This window comes from Streptomyces saintjeani (assembly GCF_055409605.1).
On sequence record NZ_CP189624.1, the window covers coordinates 5,762,434 to 5,780,008 of the forward strand.

Here is a 17,575-nt window from a genome sequence, read left to right on the forward strand (position 1 = left end):
AGGCGTGTGCCGGGCGCCCTGCCCCGCTTCTTCCGGCTTTCGTGAGGTGGTCGCCGTGTCCCGGGCGCCCCGCCTCCTCCGGCCTTCATGACGCGGTCACCGTGCGCCGAGCGCCCCGTCCCCTCCAGCCTCACGTCCCCTCCAACTCCCACCGCATCTCGCCCCGCAGCCTCAGCGTCGCCGCGAGTCTCTGGAACGCCTCCGCCCAGTAACTCCCGGCGCCGGGCGCGGTGTTCTCGGACTCCTCCGGTACTGAGAGGAGCGCGTCGAGGCGGGTGGCCTCCTCGGGGGCGAGGCAGCGTTCGGCGAGGCCCATGACGCCGCTGAAGCTCCACGGGTAGCTGCCGGCGTCGCGGGCGATGTCGAGGGCGTCGACGACGGCGCGCCCGAGGGCCGGCGCCCAGGGGACCGCGCAGACCCCCAGGAGCTGGAACGCCTCGGACAGCCCGTGCGCGGCGATGAACCCGGCGACCCAGTCGGCACGTTCGGCCGCCGCCAGCGTCCCGAGGAGCCGCGCGCGCTCGGCCAGCGAGACGGCACCGGGCCCGCCCGCACCCGGCGCCGAGGGCGCCCCGAGCAGCGCCCGCGACCACTGCGCGTCCCCCTGCCGCACGGCGGCCCGGCACCATGCCGCGTGCAGCTCACCGGCCCACCCGTCCGCCACCGGCATCGCGACGATCTCCTCCGGCGTACGGCCCCCCAGCCGCGCCGGCCACGCACCGAGCGGCGCCGCCTCCACCAACTGGCCCAGCCACCAGGACCGTTCACCGCGCCCCGTCGGAGCCGTCCTGATCACCCCGTCGCGCTCCATGCCCGCGTCGCACTCGTGCGGTGCCTCCACCCCGATCGTCGGGACCTCGGCCATGTGGTCGACGGCGACGCACGTACCGGCACGGGCCGCCATCCGCGCGGCCAGCGCGGAACCGGGGAGCGCGGAGAGCAGCTCCGCCGCCGTCGACCGGACGTTGCGGCTGCGGTCGGAGAGGGCCTGCTCCAGGAACGGCTCGTCGCGCGGCCCGAGCCCCGCCCGCAGGGAGTCCAGGAACATCAGCCGGTCCTCGGCACGTTCGGTCGCCCAGGTCCCCGCCAGCAACTCCCGCGCCCCGTCGGCGTCCCGCCCACGGAACGCGATCAGCAGCGTCACCCGCTCCGCGAACAGCCCCTCCTCCCACAGCCGCCGGACCCGCTCGGTCTCCTCCGGCCCCGGCAGCGCCACTCCGTCCCCGGCCGTCGCCCGCAACGCGAACCGCCAGTCCGGGTTGAGCCGCGCCAGCCACAGCGCCCTCGGCCCCGCGAACTCCAGCGCCGCGGGCCGCAGATCGGTCCGCCCCCTGGCCGCGTCCAGCAACGCGGGGAGTACCTGCGGAGGCGGCGCGTACCTGTGCGCGTTGGCCGCCGCCAGCCACTGCGGGAGCAGCTCCATGAGATCCGGGGCGGCCCCCCGCCGGCCACCTGCCTGCGCGGCGCGGTCGGCGAGCAGGAGCACCAGCCGCCGGGCCGCCGGAGCCGGAAGGGGCCGGCGGAGATCCTCCGGGGACAGAGGAAGAGGAGGCGCGGCGAGCCCGGGAAGAAGACCGGCCCTGCGCCGGAGAGTTTCCGTGGCCGCGAGGTCGAGGAGGACGGCGGGGGTGTCCTTGCTCAGGTCGTGGCCGTCGGGCGGGTCCGGCGCTCGCCTTCGCGGGGAACCCGGCGACGATTCCCCGCCCGGCACCGGCAACATCCCCGTGACCGACCGCCGGTTCGTGCCCAGCAGTGCCGTCGTGACCAACTCGTCCCAGAGACCGGATGACGATGTGCCGTTCATGACCCTGTCCTTTCCTGCGGTTTCGGTGCCTTCACGAGGAGATCGGAACGAACAGCCCGATCGGTTCTCCCCGATCGGGTGACCATGCCGTCAGCGGCGTGAACCCCCGATGCCCGCACTCGCCGAAGACCGTGACGGGAGCGCCGCCGGAGAGAGCGACGAGACGCCAGAGCCCGGAACGGGACAGAGCGGTCGGGGTGAGGGGGAGGGCGGTCTTCCCTTCCACGTCGGTGAGTTGCCAGGTGTCGCCCACGGGAGTGGGTACGACGCCGTCCAGAGTCACCGGGACGGAGTCCAGCCACGGATCGGCCTGGAGCGCGGTGCCGTAGAGCGCGGCGGCTTCGCCCGGCGTGACACCGGGAGGCCGCAGGGACGTCGGGACCGGAACGGCGGAGAGGTCCCCCAGCGCGACCCGGGGGCCGACCGGATGGGGAGTGGCCTCCGCGCGCACGGACAGGCCGACGGGCAGGGCCAGTTCGGGCGCCCGACCTGCGGGCCCGTACGAGAGGACCAGGGCCGTGCGTCCGGTGGCCGCGCCGTACAGCCAGATGCGGCGGGTCGTCAGCCTGCCGTCCGACGTGTCGTACTGGGCCAGGACGAGCCAGTCGTCGAGGACCGGCGGGCCGGCCGGGGCCGAGGGCAGGCCGACGTGCGCGCGGACCGCCGCCGCCAACTCCTCGGGCAGGCCGTCCCGGTGGAGCCACGCCCGGGTCAGGAGGTGCAGCAGGGCGCACTCCTCCAACAGCCGGGACGGCCAGCCGGGACCGGAGGCCGGTATCGCGCCCACCTCGCGCACGCGCGCGGCGAGCCCCGGCGCCTGCGCGTCGACCATCCGGGCCGCCGTCTCCTCCCACAGCCCGTACCCCTCCCGCTCGGCCCCCGCGAGCCCCGACCGGACCAGATCGGCGAGCCGCTGCTCCAGCTCCACGACCCCCGCGGTGATCCGCGCGGCCCGCCGCTCGGCACGCCGCCGCGCGGCCCCGGGATCGGCCAGGCCGCCGTCCTTCGCCGGCGACGCCCCCTTCGGGCCGCCCTGCCGGACCCAGTCCGGCGCCACCCCCTCCCGCACGGCCGGATCCTCCGCCGCCCAGAGCAGCAGCAGCCCCAGCACGTGCTTGCACGGCGACTTCCGGCTCGGGCAGCCGCACGCGGACACCAGCCCCTCGGCGCCCGAGAGGTCGGCGAGCGCCCGGTACGACGCCCCGCCCGCCTCGTACACCCCCCACACCACCCCCGCACCGGAGCAGCCCGCACCCGACCACCGCCCGGCCTCGGCCAGTTCGCTCCCCGCTTCGCGCGACGCGTCGTCAGGCGCCAGTGCCAGCACCTGGTCCGCGGTCCGGCGCACCCCCTGCTGAGTCATGACACCGACGGTAGAACCCCCCACTGACAATCGCCCTCGAAAACGCGTTTATGCAGGTCAGAGCGATTGTCAGTGGGGTGGTGCATGGTGGAACCAGATCAGAAACCGGCCGAGCTGGAGGGGGCCTCAGCCATGTCTTTCACCGCTGGACCGACGTCCGCCGAACCGACCCAGAACCATGCCGCGCTCGCGAACGAGACACCCGCGATCGAGGCCGTCCTGCGACCGCACGCCGAGACCGCCTTCGCGTCCGAACTGGCCGCGCTGGCCGCGCAGGACGACCGTCCGCGCCCCCCGAACTGGAAGCTGTCGCCGTGGGCGGTGGCGACATACCTGCTGGGCGGCACGCTGCCCGACGGCCAGGTGATCTCGCCGAAGTACGTGGGCCCGCGCCGGATCGTGGAGGTCGCCGTCTCCACGCTCGCCACGGACCGCGCACTGCTCCTGCTGGGCGTCCCCGGCACCGCCAAGACGTGGGTGTCGGAGCACCTCGCGGCGGCGGTCAGCGGCGACTCGACGCTCCTCGTGCAGGGCACGGCGGGGACGCCGGAGGAAGCGATCCGCTACGGCTGGAACTACGCGCAGCTCCTGTCGCACGGCCCGAGCCGCGCCGCCCTCGTACCGAGCCCGGTGCTGCGGGCGATGGCGGAGGGGATGACGGCCCGCGTCGAGGAGCTGACGCGCATCCCGGCCGACGTGCAGGACTCGCTGATCACGATCCTCTCCGAGAAGACCCTCCCCGTCCCGGAACTGGGCCAGGAGGTGCAGGCCGTGCGGGGGTTCAACGTCATCGCGACGGCCAACGACCGCGACCGGGGGGTCAACGAGCTGTCCAGCGCGCTGCGCCGCCGGTTCAACACGGTCGTGCTGCCGCTGCCCGCGAGCGCGGAGGCGGAGGTCGAGATCGTCGCCCGGCGCGTCGAGCAGATCGGCCGCGCCCTGGACCTGCCCGCCGTCCCGGACGGCATCACCGAGATCCGGCGCGTCGTGACGGTCTTCCGCGAACTGCGCGACGGGATCACCGCCGACGGCCGCACGAAGGTCAAGTCGCCCAGCGGCACACTCTCCCCGGCGGAGGCCATCTCCGTCGTCACCAACGGCCTCGCGCTCGCCGCCCACTTCGGCGACGGCGTCCTGCGCCCGGCCGACGTCGCCGCCGGGATCCTCGGCGCGGTCGTCCGCGACCCGGCGTCCGACCGGGGCGTCTGGCAGGAGTACCTGGAAGCCGTCGTCCGCGAGCGCGAGGGATGGACGGACTTCTACCGCGCCTGCCGGGAGGCGAGCGCGTGAGAGACGACAGCACGTGGCCGGGACGGAGGTGAGGACGATGAAGCTGCTGGGGGTACGGCACCACGGACCGGGTTCGGCCCGCGCCGTGACCAGGGCGCTGGAGGAGGCGCGGCCCCGGGTCGTGCTGATCGAGGGACCCGCCGACGCGGACGCGCTGGTGCCGCTCGTCGCCCACGCGCACATGCGCGCGCCGGTCGCCCTGCTGGCCCACGTCGTCGACGAGCCCGGACGGTCCGCGTTCTGGCCGTTCGCCGAGTTCTCCCCGGAGTGGGCGGCCCTCACCTGGGCGCTGGCGCACGGCGTACCGGCCCGCTTCATCGACCTGCCGGCCGCCCACACCCTCGCCGCGCCCCCGGCCGCCGCCCCCACCGCCGTACGCGTCGACCCCCTGCGCGCCCTCGCCGAGGCCGCCGGCCACGACGACCCGGAGCGCTGGTGGGAGGACGTCATCGAACACCGCGGGACCGGCGACCCGTTCGCCGCCGTAGAGGAGGCCATGGGCGCGGTCCGCGAGGCGTACGACGACCAGGAGGACGCGCGGGACGCCGTACGGGAAGCCCGGATGCGGCTCCACGCGCGCGCGGCGGTGAAGGAGTTCGGCGAGGACGGCGTGGCCGTCGTGTGCGGCGCATGGCACGTGCCCGCGCTGCGCCGCCGTACAACCGTCGCCGCCGACCGCGCGCTCCTGAAGGGACTGCCGAAAGTCAGGGCCGAGCTGACCTGGGTGCCGTGGACGTACCGCAGGCTCGCGCGGGCGGGCGGGTACGGCGCGGGCGTCGAGTCGCCGGGCTGGTACGGGCACCTGTTCGGCGCGCCGGACCGGCCGGTCGAGCGGTGGATGACGAAGGTCGCACGGCTGCTCCGGGAGGAGGACCGGATCGTCTCCCCGGCGCACGTCATCGAGGCCGTACGGCTCGCCGAGACGCTCGCGGCGCTGCGGGGGAGGCCGCTGGCGGGGCTCGGGGAGGCGACCGACGCGGTGCGCGCGGTGCTGTGCGAGGGGTCGGACGTACCGCTGGCACTCGTGTGGGACCGGCTCGTCGTCGGGGACGTCATGGGGGAGGTCCCCGACGAGGCGCCCGCCGTGCCCCTGCGCCGCGACCTGGAGCGCGAGCAGCGCCGGCTGCGGCTGCGCCCCGAAGCGGCCGAGCGGGAGGTCGACCTGGACCTGCGGGGCGACACCGACACCGCGCGCAGCCGCCTGCTGCACCGGCTGCGCCTGCTCGGCGTCGACTGGGGAACCGCCCTCCCCGCGCGCGGCGCCACGGGCACGTTCCGGGAGACCTGGCGGCTGCGCTGGGAACCCGAACTGGCCGTACGGGTCGCCGAGGCGGGCGGCTGGGGGACGACGGTCCAGGCCGCCGCGACCGCGAAGGCCCAGGCCGACGCCGTCGCCGCGCGCGCCCTCGCCGAGGTCACCGCCCTCGCCGAGCACTGCCTCCTGGCGGGCCTCACCGACGCCCTCCCGGCGGTGATGCGGGCCCTCGCCGACCGCGCGGCCCTCGACACCGACGTCGGCCACCTCGCCCAGGCCCTCCCCGCGCTCGTCCGCGCCCTGCGCTACGGCGACGTCCGGGGCACCGACACCGGCGCGCTCGCCGAGGTCGCCGCCGGGCTCGCCCTGCGGATCTGCGTCGGCCTGCCCGCCGCCTGCACCGGCCTCGACACCGACGCGGCCGGCGAGATCCGGGGACACGTGGACGCCGTCCACGGGGCCGTGGCGCTGCTCGTGGAGGGCACCGGCAAGGAGGCCACCGGGGGAGACCTGGGCGCGCGCTGGCGCGGCGTCCTGCGCACCCTCGCCGGACGGGACTCCGTCGCCGCCGTGATCCGCGGGCGCGCGGCGAGGCTCCTGCTGGACGGCGGCGACGCCGGACCGGAGGAGGCCGCCCGGTGGATGGGGCTCGCCCTGTCCCGGGGGACCGCGCCCAGGGAGGCCGCCGACTGGGTCGAGGGGTTCGTCGGCGGCGGGGCGGGCGGCGGACTGCTGCTAGTCCACGACGAACGGCTCCTCGCGATCGTCGACACCTGGCTCACCGGCGTGTCCGAGGAGGCGTTCGTGGACGTACTGCCGCTGCTGCGGCGGACGTTCGCGTCCTTCGACGCGGGCGTGCGCCGGACGCTGGGCGAGGTCGTGCGGCGGGGGAGCGCGGCCGGAGCGGCAACGAGGACCACCGGATTCGCCGAGGAACTCGACGCGGTCCGGGCCGAGGCGGTCGTACCGGTGGTGCGGCTCCTGCTCGGGATGAGTGAGGGCGAAGGTTAGCGGCGATTGGCCGTGGTTCGCCGAGATTTTCAGGGATTGAGAAATTGGTGAGCGGATGAGTGAACCGATGGGGGAGGCTGAAGCGATCGATGAGTGAGGGGCCGGAAAACCAGGCAACTACCCGACTCATAAAACGAATTGACGAATCATCAGATAACCGGAACGCCGCCGGGAGGCCCCGGTGGCGGCGACCGAGGGGGAGGTGAAGACGGTGACGGACACGAGCGGACTCGCGGGGGACGGCGAGGCGCGGGAGCGGTTGCGGCGATGGCGGCTGGTGCTCGGGGGAGCGGAAGCGGAGGGGACCGGATGCGAACTGCACGGGCAGGACGCGGGGATGGACGCGGCGCTGGGAGCCCTGTACGGAAAGGAGGGGGAGCGGCAGGGGAGGGGAGCGGGGCTCGGGGCGTCCGCACCGTCGGTCGCCCGCTGGCTGGGGGACGTACGGACGTACTTTCCCGCACCGGTCGTCCAGGTCATGCAGCGGGACGCCGTCGAGCGCCTCGGGCTCGCGTCCCTGCTGCTGGAGCCGGAGATGCTGGAGGCCGTCGAGGCCGACGTGCATCTCGTCGGCACCCTGCTCTCGCTGGACCGGGCACTCCCGGAGACCACCAGGGAGACGGCCAGGGCCGTCGTCCGCAAGGTCGTCCGGGACCTGGAGAAGCGGCTCGCCGGGCGGACCCGGGCCGCGCTCGCCGGAGCACTCGACCGCAGCGCGCGGACGGGGCGGCCACGCCCGCGCGACATCGACTGGAACCGCACCATCGCCGCCAACCTCAGGAACTACCTCCCGGACCACGGGACGGTCGTACCGGAGCGGCTCGTCGGATACGGGCGGGCGGCACAGTCACTCGACAAGGGGGTAATGCTATGCGTGGATCAATCGGGTTCGATGGCGTCGTCGCTGGTGTACGCGGCGGTGTTCGGGTCGGTGCTGGCGTCTCTGACGACGATCAGCACGCGACTCGTCGTGTTCGACACGTCGGTCGTTGATCTGACCGACCAGCTCGACGACCCGGTGGACGTCCTGTTCGGGGCGCACCTGGGCGGCGGGACCGACATCAACCGCGCGCTCGCGTACTGCCAGGCGCGCATCGAGCGGCCCGCCGGCACCGTCGTCGTACTGATCAGTGATCTCTACGAGGGAGGGATCCGGGGCGAGATGCTCAAGCGCGTCGCCGCGATGAAGGCGGCGGGTGTCGAGTTCGTCGCCCTTCTCTCCCTCTCCGACGAAGGGGCTCCGGCCTACGACCGGGAACACGCCGCCGCGCTGGCGGCCCTGGGCGTACCCGCCTTCGCCTGCACCCCGGAGCTGTTCCCCGAGGTGATGGCCGCGGCGCTGGAGGGGAGACCGCTGCCGGTGCCGGAGGCGGGCTGAGAGGCCGGGGCGAGGGGAGAGGGGGCGTCGGGCGGGACGGGGGTTCCGGCTCCCCTCGTCCCGCCTCCCCTCGTACCCGTCCCTCCCCTCACTCCTCCACCCCCGCCTCCGGGACCAGCGCAGACGGCACGCGGTGCCAGAAAGAGTCCGTCGGACGGCATCATGTGACAGGTATCACCGCTCAGGTGTGACCCGCGATTTAGAGGGGGTCGCATGGCGGGGATAACCTGCGAGACGGACATGCCGCGCGCTCGGACACCGTGTGCGCCCTGCTTGTGACACACGCGGTCGTCACGTTGCCCTTCGCGGCACGCCCACGCATCCAACGAACCGCGAGATCACTGATAGGGACGGAAGCGCGTGGACCTGTTCGAGTACCAGGCGAGGGACCTCTTCGCCAAGCACGATGTACCGGTGCTGGCCGGTGAAGTCATCGACACGCCTGAGGCGGCCCGCGCAGCCACCGAGCGGCTCGGCGGCAAGTCCGTCGTGAAGGCCCAGGTGAAGGTCGGAGGCCGTGGCAAGGCCGGCGGCGTGAAGCTGGCTGCCACCCCCGACGAGGCGGTCGAGCACGCGACCAACATCCTCGGCATGGACATCAAGGGCCACACGGTCCACAAGGTGATGATGGCCGAGACCGCGCCGGAGATCGTGGAGGAGTACTACGTCTCCTTCCTGCTGGACCGCGCGAACCGCACCTTCCTCTCCATCGCGTCCGTCGAGGGCGGCATGGAGATCGAGGAGGTCGCCGAGAAGCGTCCCGAGGCCGTCGCCAAGACGCCGATCGACGCCATCGAGGGTGTGACCCCCGAGAAGGCGCAGGAGATCGTCAAGGCCGCGAAGTTCCCGGCCGAGGTCGCGGACAAGGTCGCCGACGTCCTCGTCAAGCTGTGGGACACCTTCATCAAGGAGGACGCCCTCCTGGTCGAGGTGAACCCGCTGGCGAAGGTCGCCTCCGGCGATGTCATCGCGCTGGACGGCAAGGTCTCGCTGGACGACAACGCCGAGTTCCGCCACCCCGACTTCGAGGAGCTCCACGACAAGGCCGCGGCGAACCCGCTTGAGGCCGCAGCGAAGGAGAAGGGCCTCAACTACGTCAAGCTGGAGGGCGAGGTCGGCATCATCGGCAACGGCGCGGGTCTCGTCATGAGCACCCTCGACGTCGTCGCCTACGCCGGCGAGAACCATGGCGGCGTCAAGCCCGCCAACTTCCTGGACATCGGCGGCGGCGCCTCCGCCCAGGTCATGGCCAACGGCCTGGAGATCATCCTGGGCGACCCGGACGTCAAGTCCGTGTTCGTGAACGTCTTCGGTGGCATCACCGCCTGTGACGAGGTCGCCAACGGCATCGTCCAGGCCCTGAAGCTCCTTGAGGACCGCGGCGAGAACGTCTCCAAGCCGCTCGTCGTCCGCCTCGACGGCAACAACGCCGAGCTGGGCCGCAAGATCCTCACCGACGCCGCGCACCCGCTGGTGCAGCGCGTCGACACCATGGACGGCGCGGCCGACAAGGCCGCCGAGCTGGCCGCCGCCAAGTAAGCACTCAGGACGAGGACACCGACACACCATGGCTATCTGGCTCAACAAGGACAGCAAGGTCATCGTCCAGGGCATGACCGGCGCCACCGGGCAGAAGCACACCAAGCTGATGCTGTCCGACGGCACCAACGTCGTGGGCGGCGTGAACCCCCGCAAGGCCGGTACGACCGTCGACTTCGACGGCACCGAGGTACCCGTGTTCGGGACCGTGGCCGAGGCGATCGAGAAGACGGGCGCCAACGTGTCCGTCATCTTCGTGCCGGAGAAGTTCACGAAGGACGCCGTCGTCGAGGCCATCGACGCCGAGATCGAGCTGGCCGTCGTGATCACCGAGGGCATCGCCGTGCACGACTCCGCGTCGTTCTGGGCGTACGCCGGCAAGAAGGGCAACAAGACCCGGATCATCGGCCCGAACTGCCCCGGCATCATCACGCCCGGTCAGTCGAACGTCGGCATCATCCCCGGCGACATCACCAAGCCGGGCCGCATCGGGCTGGTCTCGAAGTCCGGCACGCTGACGTACCAGATGATGTACGAGCTGCGTGACCTCGGCTTCTCGACCGCCGTCGGCATCGGTGGCGACCCGATCATCGGCACCACGCACATCGACGCGCTCGCCGCGTTCCAGGCCGACCCCGACACCGACCTCATCGTCATGATCGGTGAGATCGGTGGCGACGCCGAGGAGCGGGCCGCCGCGTTCATCAAGGAGAACGTGACGAAGCCGGTCGTCGGCTACGTCGCGGGCTTCACCGCGCCCGAGGGCAAGACCATGGGCCACGCCGGCGCCATCGTCTCCGGTTCGTCCGGCACCGCCCAGGCGAAGAAGGAGGCCCTTGAGGCCGCGGGCGTCAAGGTCGGCAAGACGCCGACCGAGACGGCCGAGCTGGCCCGGGAGATCCTGGCCGGCTGACGCCGACCGGCTCCCTCCGATGGGCCCGCTCCCCGAACGGGGGGTGGGCCCATCGGCGTACTCGGCCCACCGGTGTCACCGACTCACCGGCGTTGTCGGCTCACCGGACGGTGTCATCTGACGTCCGGTACGAGCCTCTCCGGGCCGTGGCTCGTCTCCTTGCGCAGCTTCGCCCGCAGCGCCAGCTCCGCGTCCGACAGCGCGCCCGGCGCCTGCCTCGGCGGGACCCCGCTGACCGTCGCCCCCGGCGGGACCGGCGGTTCGTAGTGCGTGGGCGCCGTGTTCAGGGTCAGGGCCGTCGCGCCGATGATCGCGACCGTGAACGCGATGGCCGCGCGCGTCCAGAAACTCGCCCGGCGCTCCCCCGACAGCCGTACCGTCCTGGGCTTCGGCGTACGCAGGCGCTCCGCAGAGGCGACCTCCGCCAGGCGCCGGTGGAGGGTGGCCGGGTCGGCGAGTTCGGGCAGGCGGGTGGCGAGGGCCTCGCGCGCGTGCAGCACGCGGTTGGCCGCCGCCGGGGTGCTCGACTCCGTCTCCGCCGCCGTCTCCGGCAGGTCGAGGCCGACACCGTCGTACAGGACGAGCGTGCGGCGGTAGGACGGGGGGAGCCGCAGGAGTACGTCGAGGAGGGCGCGGTCGGGAGCGCAGGCGGGCGGGGGTTCGGGGTGCCGGTAGCGGGGGCGCAGCCGGTGCCAGGGGGAGAGCGCGTACTCGTACGCCGTGGCGCGGATCCAGCCCGCCGGGTCGCGGTCCGTCGCGACCTCGGGCCAGCGCTGCCACGCCGACTGGAAGGCGCGCTCCACCGATTCGCGGGCCAGCTCGCGGCGGCCGGTGAGGAGGTATGCCTGGCGGACGAGGGCGGGGGCGCAGAAGGCGTACAGGGCGTCGAACGCCTGGGCCGGGGTGAGGGGTGAGCGCTCGGGCTCGCCGGCGGCGGGCTGTTCTGCCTGGAGAGACGCCACCACCGGCGGTTGAGGTTGCGTCACTTCCTGAAATTTCGTCACTTCTTTTTCCAGTGACGCCAGGAGCCTCGCGTACGCCTCCCGTGTGGTGCCGCGCGGCGTCGTACGGCCGGCCTCCCAGGCGCGCACCGTCTCTCGGGTGACGCCGACCGTCGAGGCGACCTGAGCCTGCGTCAGCGCATGGGCCTCGCGCAGGCGTCGGCGTTCCTTGGGAGGGGGGAGGGGAGCGGCTTGGCTCTGGGTCACCGGGCACCCTTCCGTACGAAAAAGTACATAAAACTATTTTGGGTGACACGGCGAACGTTCGCCTGTTACGCCGGGAAAGCGCGTGTCGTTGGGAGCATGACGGGCGTGAACCCGATGACCGCCCGCCGCCCGCCGCTGTCGTCCCTCCCCGCGCGCGTGCGCGAACGCTCGCCCGGACTCGCCGCCGGCCTCCTCGGCGGCGCGCTCGCCGCAGGTCTGGGGCTCGGGTCGTTCGCGGTGCTCGTCATGGTCCTGTGGATCAGCTCCCCGTACCCCGACAGCGGGCCCGGCGGCGCGCTCCACGTCGCCGCCTCCCTGTGGCTCCTCGCGCACGGCGCGGAACTCGTCCGCGTCGACACACTTTCGGGTGTGCCCGCGCCCATGGGGGTGACGCCGCTGCTGCTCGTCCTGCTGCCGGTGTGGCTCGTACGGCGCGCCGCGCGCGACGCGGACGGGGGCGGCGCCGGGTGGGCCGGCGTCGTCGCCGGGTACCTCCTCGTCGCGGCGGGGGCGGCCTGGTACGCCGCCGGGGGCGCGCTGCGGCCCTCCTGGGGGTGGACCGGCGTGTGCGTGCCGGTTGTCGTCGGCACCGCTGCTGCGGCGGGCGCCTGGAGCGGTTTCGCCGGGTTCGGTTTCGGAGGGCTCGTACGGGGGGAGGGCGCCGCATCCGTCCGTGTCGCCGCGCTTCTGCGGAGGCTCGGCGGCGGGCGACCGGAAGCCTCAGCGCCGGGCGCACAGAAGGCCGACGGCGAGGGGTGGGACGTCCGGGAGTGGTGCGGCGTCGCCCTCCGCGCCGGGTTCGCCGGTGCCGGAGTCCTCCTCGGCGGCGGTGCGCTGCTGGTCGCCGTCTCCACCGTCCTGCACGGGGGCGCCGCGCGCGGGTCGTTCCTCCACCTGACGGAGGGCTGGTCGGGGCGGTTCGCCGTCCTGCTGCTCTGCGTCGTCCTCGTCCCCAACGCGGCCGTCTGGGGTGCCTCCTACGCCCTCGGCCCCGGTTTCGTCCTCGGCACCGGGCACCCCGTCACGCCCCTCGTCTCCGACCCCGCCGCCCTTCTGCCGCCCTTCCCGCTCCTCGCCGCCGTACCCGACGTCGGCAACGGCGGACCGTCGACCTGGGCCGCCGCCGGCGTCGCCCTCGCGGGCGCGCTGGCCGCCGGGTGCTTCCTCGCGCGCGCGGGCGCCGCGTGGTCCTGGGGGCGGACCGCCGGGGGCGCCGTCGCGGCGGCCGTCGTGTTCGCGGTGGTCATGGCCGTCGCGGCAGGGGTCGCCGGGGGCTCGCTCGGGGTGGGCGCGCTGTCCCGGTTCGGGCCGGTGTGGTGGCAGGTCGGGGGCGCGGCGTTCGTCTGGGGGGCGGGGGTCGGAGTGCCTGTGGCCCTGGGGGTACGGGGGTGGTCCTGCCGGGAACGGGGGGCGAGGACCGTGCGGTGGTGGCGGGTTCGGAAGGTGTCGGGTGTCGGGGAGAGCGGGCGGGACGCGGGGAGTTCGGAGAGCGGGCGGGAGTGGGAGCTGCTGGTCGACGGGGCGGCTTGGGAAGCGGGGGTGCCGGGAGACGGACAGGAGAAGGAGGCGGCGGAAGCCGGCCGGGAGGGGAGCGGCCGGCGGTGGTGGCAGCGGGGGCGTGGGCCGGAGCACGAGGCGCGGGAAAGCGGGGGCGAGCCGGGAGCGTTCGAGGACGGGTACGAGGGGGAGGGGGCGCGGCGACGTCGTACGTGGTTCCCGTCGCCGACCGGGCTGTTCCGTACGGTGGAGAAGGCGCCCGACCTTGCCGGGGCCGCTGTTCCCCGTACTGACGATCCCGTCTACGCGTCTCTCCTCAAAGACACCTCCGACGGCGCCGTCGCCTCCGAGACTCTTTTCGAGCCGTACGACTTCCTCACCACGTCCCCCGATCCGGCCTGGCACGACGACACGGCCCGCGAAGCTCGCTGGGCGGCGTTGAAGGAGGCTTCGAGGCCGTGGGAGGAGGCGGAGACGAGGCCGGGGACGGGGCCGGAGGCGGAGTTGCCGGGGGAGAAGAAGGGGGAGAAGGGTGAGGGGTGAGGGGTGGGTTTCGGCGGGGCGGAAATTTTTTCGCGGGGAAGTGAACCGGGCGGCGGGGTCGGAACGATGAGGGGGTAGAGGGGCAGGGCGGAAAGGCCGGACAAGGAGGAGGTGAGGCCCACGACCCTCAGTTGTCGGTACCCAGGAATTTCCTCAGCTGCTCAGGAAGGAGATCGTCGCAGGACTGCTGGGCCTCGTTGGTGAGGGCGTCCGCCCGGCAGGTGTAGTAGTCCCGGTAGACGAGCTGCGAGGTGAAGCCGGCGCCGACGAGAGCGAGGGCCAGGGACGCGGTGACGAGCCCGGTGATCGCGGCGGTCTTCTGGGGCCGGCCGCCGGAGGAGCCGGGGGAGTTGCCGAGGGCGGACGGGTTGGCGGAGCCGTTCGCGGCGGGGGCGTCGGAGCCGTTCTGGCGGGGACGGGCTCGCAGAGCACTGATCGCCCAGTAGAGGGAGAGCGCACCGAGAAGGAGGGAGACATAGGCCCAGCCGAAGAGGACGAAGAAGAAAGCCCACATGCCGCCGAGCAAGGAGTACCGCGCACGGCGCTGAGCCGGATCGGTCGGGTCCCACCGAGGACCGGGTGCCTGGTTGCCCCCCTGCCCCTCGGGCCCCGCACCGGGCCGATCCCCGAACCCGCCCTGCGACCGCCCCGGCTGCCGGTCGCTCCACCGACCCCAGGGTGAACCCCCCTCCCCGTCGCCCCCTTCTCCCCGCGAGGGTTCCCGAGGCCGCCAGGGCTGATCCGGAGCCCCCTCGGGCGGCGGGGCGAAGGGATTCCCACCCCGCCCGTCCCGACCGCCCTGAGCCTCCTGCCCATCCCGACCGCCCTGGCCTTCACGCCCCTCCGGAGCGCCCCGACTCCCCTGAGTCTCGTCACCCTCGGAGGAACCCCGCCCCTCTGAATCCCGAGCCCCGTCGACCCCGGAGGAACCCCGGTCCTCCGGACTCTGATCCTTGTCAACTCCAGAGAGTGCCTGAGCATCGGTGCCCTGGGGGACCCGGTCCGTGTCGGAGGGGAGGTGGCCCTCGCGCAGGAGGGGGGAGTGGGTGGAGGGTCGCAGACTGCGGTCCGGCATCAAGTGAGCGTCTTCCCTAGGTGAGTCGGAGGTCAGTCGGACGGGCAGGGCGGTCCGGTGGACGCCCTGTTCGGACCGGCCGGCGAGGAGAGGATGGCGCACCCACCCCCCATGTGCCGATCGGTCTGAAATGAGCTGTCACTCCGGGAACGTGCCACACCACCGCCGCGTTCCCGAGTCCGCTCCCCGCAGACGCTACCTCCCGGCCTCGCCCCCGTCCCGTGGGGGCCGCCGGGTGTGCCGGTATCGTTGCTGACGGTCGGCCGCTTCGTAGACTTCCCCGTATCCGAGGGCGCGAAGCATTCGTACGACCGCACAAAGACCGACCGTGAGAAAGGTCCCCGAACGTGGCCGACCCGGCCCCCGCCCCCAAACGCCTGGTCGTCCTGGTCTCCGGCTCCGGTACGAACCTCCAGGCCCTGCTCGACCACATCGCCGAGGCCGGAGCGCGGGAGTACGGCGCCGAGGTCGTGGCGGTCGGCGCGGACCGCGCCGGGATCGAGGGCCTCGCCAGGGCCGAGCGCGCGGGGATCCCGACGTTCGTCGTCCGGGTGAAGGACCACGGGACACGGGACGGATGGGACGCCGCGCTCGCCGGGGCGGTCGCGGCGTACGAACCGGACCTGGTCGTCTCGGCGGGGTTCATGAAGATCGTCGGCAAGGAGTTCCTGGCCCTGTTCGGCGGCCGGTTCGTGAACACGCACCCCGCGCTGCTGCCGAGTTTCCCCGGAGCCCACGGAGTGCGGGACGCGCTCGCGTACGGGGCGAAGGTCACCGGCTGCACCGTCCACTTCGTCGACGACGGCGTCGACACCGGTCCGATCATCGCGCAGGGCGTGGTCGAGATCCGGGACGAGGACGACGAGAGCACGCTGCACGAGCGCATCAAGGAAGTCGAGCGAAGGCTGCTCGTCGAGGTCGTGGGGCGCATCGCCCGCAACGGCCACCGCATTGAGGGACGAAAGGTAGTTATCCCGTGACCGCCGAGGCTGTGACTTCAGAGGCCGCAATTTCTGAGGCCGTAATTTCTGAAAACGTGCGCCCGATCCGCCGCGCGCTCGTCAGCGTGTACGACAAGACCGGCCTGGAGGAGCTGGCCCAGGGCCTGCACGCGGCCGGCGTCCAGCTCGTCTCCACCGGCTCCACCGCCGCGCGCATCGCCGGCGCCGGTGTCCCCGTCACGAAGGTCGAGGAGCTGACCGGGTTCCCCGAGTGCCTCGACGGCCGGGTCAAGACCCTGCACCCCAAGGTGCACGCCGGGATCCTCGCGGACCTGCGGCTGGAGAGCCACCGTGAGCAGCTCGCCGAGCTGGGGGTCGAGCCGTTCGACCTGGTGGTGGTGAACCTGTACCCGTTCCGGGAGACGGTGGAGTCCGGGGCGAGCGCGGACGAGTGCGTGGAGCAGATCGACATCGGCGGGCCGTCGATGGTGCGGGCCGCCGCGAAGAACCACCCGTCGGTGGCCGTGGTGACGAGCCCGGCGCGGTACGCGGACGTCCTGAAGGCCGTCTCGGGCGACGGGTTCGACCTGGCCACGCGCAAGCGGCTCGCGGCGGAGGCGTTCCAGCACACGGCCGCGTACGACGTGGCGGTGGCGTCGTGGTTCGCGTCCGGGTACGCGCCGGCGGACGCTGTATCCGATAGCGGCTCCGCCGCGGGGCAGTTCCCCGACTTCCTGGGCGCGACCTGGGCCCGCGAGAACACGCTGCGCTACGGGGAGAACCCGCACCAGCCGGCCGCGCTGTACGTCGACGGCAGCGGGACCGGGCTCGCGGTCGCCGAGCAGTTGCACGGCAAGGAGATGTCGTACAACAACTACACGGACACGGACGCCGCGCACCGGGCCGCGTACGACCACGACGAGCCGGCCGTCGCGATCATCAAGCACGCGAACCCCTGTGGGATCGCGGTCGGTTCGGACGTCGCGGAGGCGCACCGGAAGGCGCACGCGTGTGACCCGCTGTCGGCGTTCGGCGGGGTCATCGCCGTGAACCGGCCGGTGTCGAAGGAGCTGGCCGAGCAGGTCGCGGAGATCTTCACGGAGGTCATCGTGGCGCCGGACTACGAGGAGGGCGCGCTCGAAGCGCTCGCCAAGAAGAAGAACATCCGGGTGCTGAAGGCTCCGCAGGGGCCGTCCGCGCCGGTCGAGCTGAAGCCCATCGGGGGCGGGGCGCTGCTCCAGGTCGCCGACCGGCTCCAGGCCGACGGCGACGATCCGGCGAACTGGACGCTGGCGACGGGGGAGGCCCTCTCCGCCGAGGAGCTGGCCGAGCTGGCGTTCGCGTGGAAGGCGTGCCGGGCGGTCAAGTCCAACGCGATCCTGCTGGCCAAGGACGGGGCGTCCGTGGGCGTCGGCATGGGGCAGGTCAACCGGGTCGACTCCGCGAAGCTCGCGGTCGAGCGGGCGGGCGCCGAGCGCGCGCAGGGTTCGTACGCCGCGTCCGACGCGTTCTTCCCCTTCCCCGACGGCCTGGAGATCCTCACCGCGGCCGGCGTCAAGGCGGTCGTCCAGCCCGGCGGTTCGGTCCGTGACGAACTGGTGGTCGAGGCGGCGCAGAAGGCGGGCGTGACGATGTACTTCACGGGGACGCGGCACTTCTTCCACTGAGCAGCTTCCCCGGGAACGCCGGTGCGAGGTTGTGGACGGGCCCTGATACCTGTCAGGTACCCAGGGCCCGCCTCAGTCGGAAGACTGACAG

General features: G+C 73.2%; 12 protein-coding genes. 8 read left to right on the forward strand and 4 right to left on the reverse strand.

Going from position 1 to position 17,575, the window contains the following annotated elements:
• Window positions 1–130: 130 nt before the first annotated feature.
• Together ACQCO7_RS26325 and ACQCO7_RS26330 are read right to left on the reverse strand one after the other, a co-directional pair.
• Window positions 131–1,804 carry a DUF5691 domain-containing protein gene (locus tag ACQCO7_RS26325; RefSeq protein ID WP_464074116.1) on the reverse strand — a complete coding sequence of 558 codons (1,674 nt, stop codon included), beginning with the start codon at window positions 1,802–1,804 and terminating at the stop codon, window positions 131–133.
• Window positions 1,805–1,835: 31 nt separating this feature from the next.
• A complete protein-coding gene (locus tag ACQCO7_RS26330) occupies window positions 1,836–3,167 on the reverse strand; it encodes an SWIM zinc finger family protein (protein WP_464074117.1) in 1,332 nt (443 codons plus the stop codon).
• Window positions 3,168–3,299: 132 nt separating this feature from the next.
• Here ACQCO7_RS26330 and ACQCO7_RS26335 point away from each other — a divergent pair, with 132 nt between their 5' ends.
• The 5 genes from ACQCO7_RS26335 (at window position 3,300) to sucD (ending at window position 10,553) form a co-directional block, all read left to right on the forward strand.
• Window positions 3,300–4,457, forward strand: coding sequence for an ATP-binding protein (locus ACQCO7_RS26335; RefSeq protein WP_464074118.1), 1,158 nt, complete (start codon window positions 3,300–3,302; stop codon window positions 4,455–4,457).
• A 37-nt stretch (window positions 4,458–4,494) separates the two neighbouring features.
• Window positions 4,495–6,723, forward strand: coding sequence for a DUF5682 family protein (locus tag ACQCO7_RS26340; protein ID WP_464074119.1), 2,229 nt, complete (start codon window positions 4,495–4,497; stop codon window positions 6,721–6,723).
• Between the two features lie 211 nt (window positions 6,724–6,934).
• Window positions 6,935–8,101 (forward strand): VWA domain-containing protein, encoded by a 1,167-nt coding sequence (locus ACQCO7_RS26345; RefSeq protein WP_029183588.1) that lies wholly within the window; start codon window positions 6,935–6,937, stop codon window positions 8,099–8,101.
• A gap of 360 nt (window positions 8,102–8,461) precedes the next feature.
• Complete coding sequence (sucC, locus tag ACQCO7_RS26350) at window positions 8,462–9,640, forward strand: ADP-forming succinate--CoA ligase subunit beta (protein ID WP_464074120.1); 1,179 nt, start codon at window positions 8,462–8,464, stop codon at window positions 9,638–9,640.
• 28 nt (window positions 9,641–9,668) lie between these two features.
• Window positions 9,669–10,553, forward strand: coding sequence for a succinate--CoA ligase subunit alpha (gene sucD / locus ACQCO7_RS26355; RefSeq protein WP_464074121.1), 885 nt, complete (start codon window positions 9,669–9,671; stop codon window positions 10,551–10,553).
• Window positions 10,554–10,666: 113 nt separating this feature from the next.
• Here the strand turns inward: sucD and ACQCO7_RS26360 are convergent, their stop codons facing one another.
• Entirely contained in the window at window positions 10,667–11,761 is a 1,095-nt protein-coding gene (locus tag ACQCO7_RS26360) for a helix-turn-helix domain-containing protein (protein ID WP_464074122.1), read from the reverse strand.
• A gap of 96 nt (window positions 11,762–11,857) precedes the next feature.
• On the opposite strand from ACQCO7_RS26360, the gene ACQCO7_RS26365 reads away from it, so the two are divergent.
• Window positions 11,858–13,801, forward strand: a complete 1,944-nt coding sequence (locus tag ACQCO7_RS26365; RefSeq protein WP_464074123.1) for a cell division protein PerM — start codon at window positions 11,858–11,860, stop codon at window positions 13,799–13,801.
• 127 nt (window positions 13,802–13,928) lie between these two features.
• On the opposite strand, the gene ACQCO7_RS26370 is transcribed toward ACQCO7_RS26365, so the two are convergent.
• Window positions 13,929–14,876: a hypothetical protein gene (locus ACQCO7_RS26370; protein ID WP_464074124.1), complete on the reverse strand. Its 948-nt coding sequence runs from the start codon at window positions 14,874–14,876 to the stop codon at window positions 13,929–13,931.
• A gap of 347 nt (window positions 14,877–15,223) precedes the next feature.
• On the opposite strand from ACQCO7_RS26370, the gene purN reads away from it, so the two are divergent.
• Both purN and purH read left to right on the forward strand, forming a co-directional pair.
• A complete protein-coding gene (purN, locus tag ACQCO7_RS26375) occupies window positions 15,224–15,856 on the forward strand; it encodes a phosphoribosylglycinamide formyltransferase (protein WP_464074125.1) in 633 nt (210 codons plus the stop codon).
• Between the two features lie 44 nt (window positions 15,857–15,900).
• On the forward strand, window positions 15,901–17,484 hold the full coding sequence (gene purH / locus ACQCO7_RS26380) for a bifunctional phosphoribosylaminoimidazolecarboxamide formyltransferase/IMP cyclohydrolase (protein WP_464077291.1): 1,584 nt from the start codon (window positions 15,901–15,903) through the stop codon (window positions 17,482–17,484).
• The last annotated feature ends 91 nt before the right edge of the window (window positions 17,485–17,575 follow it).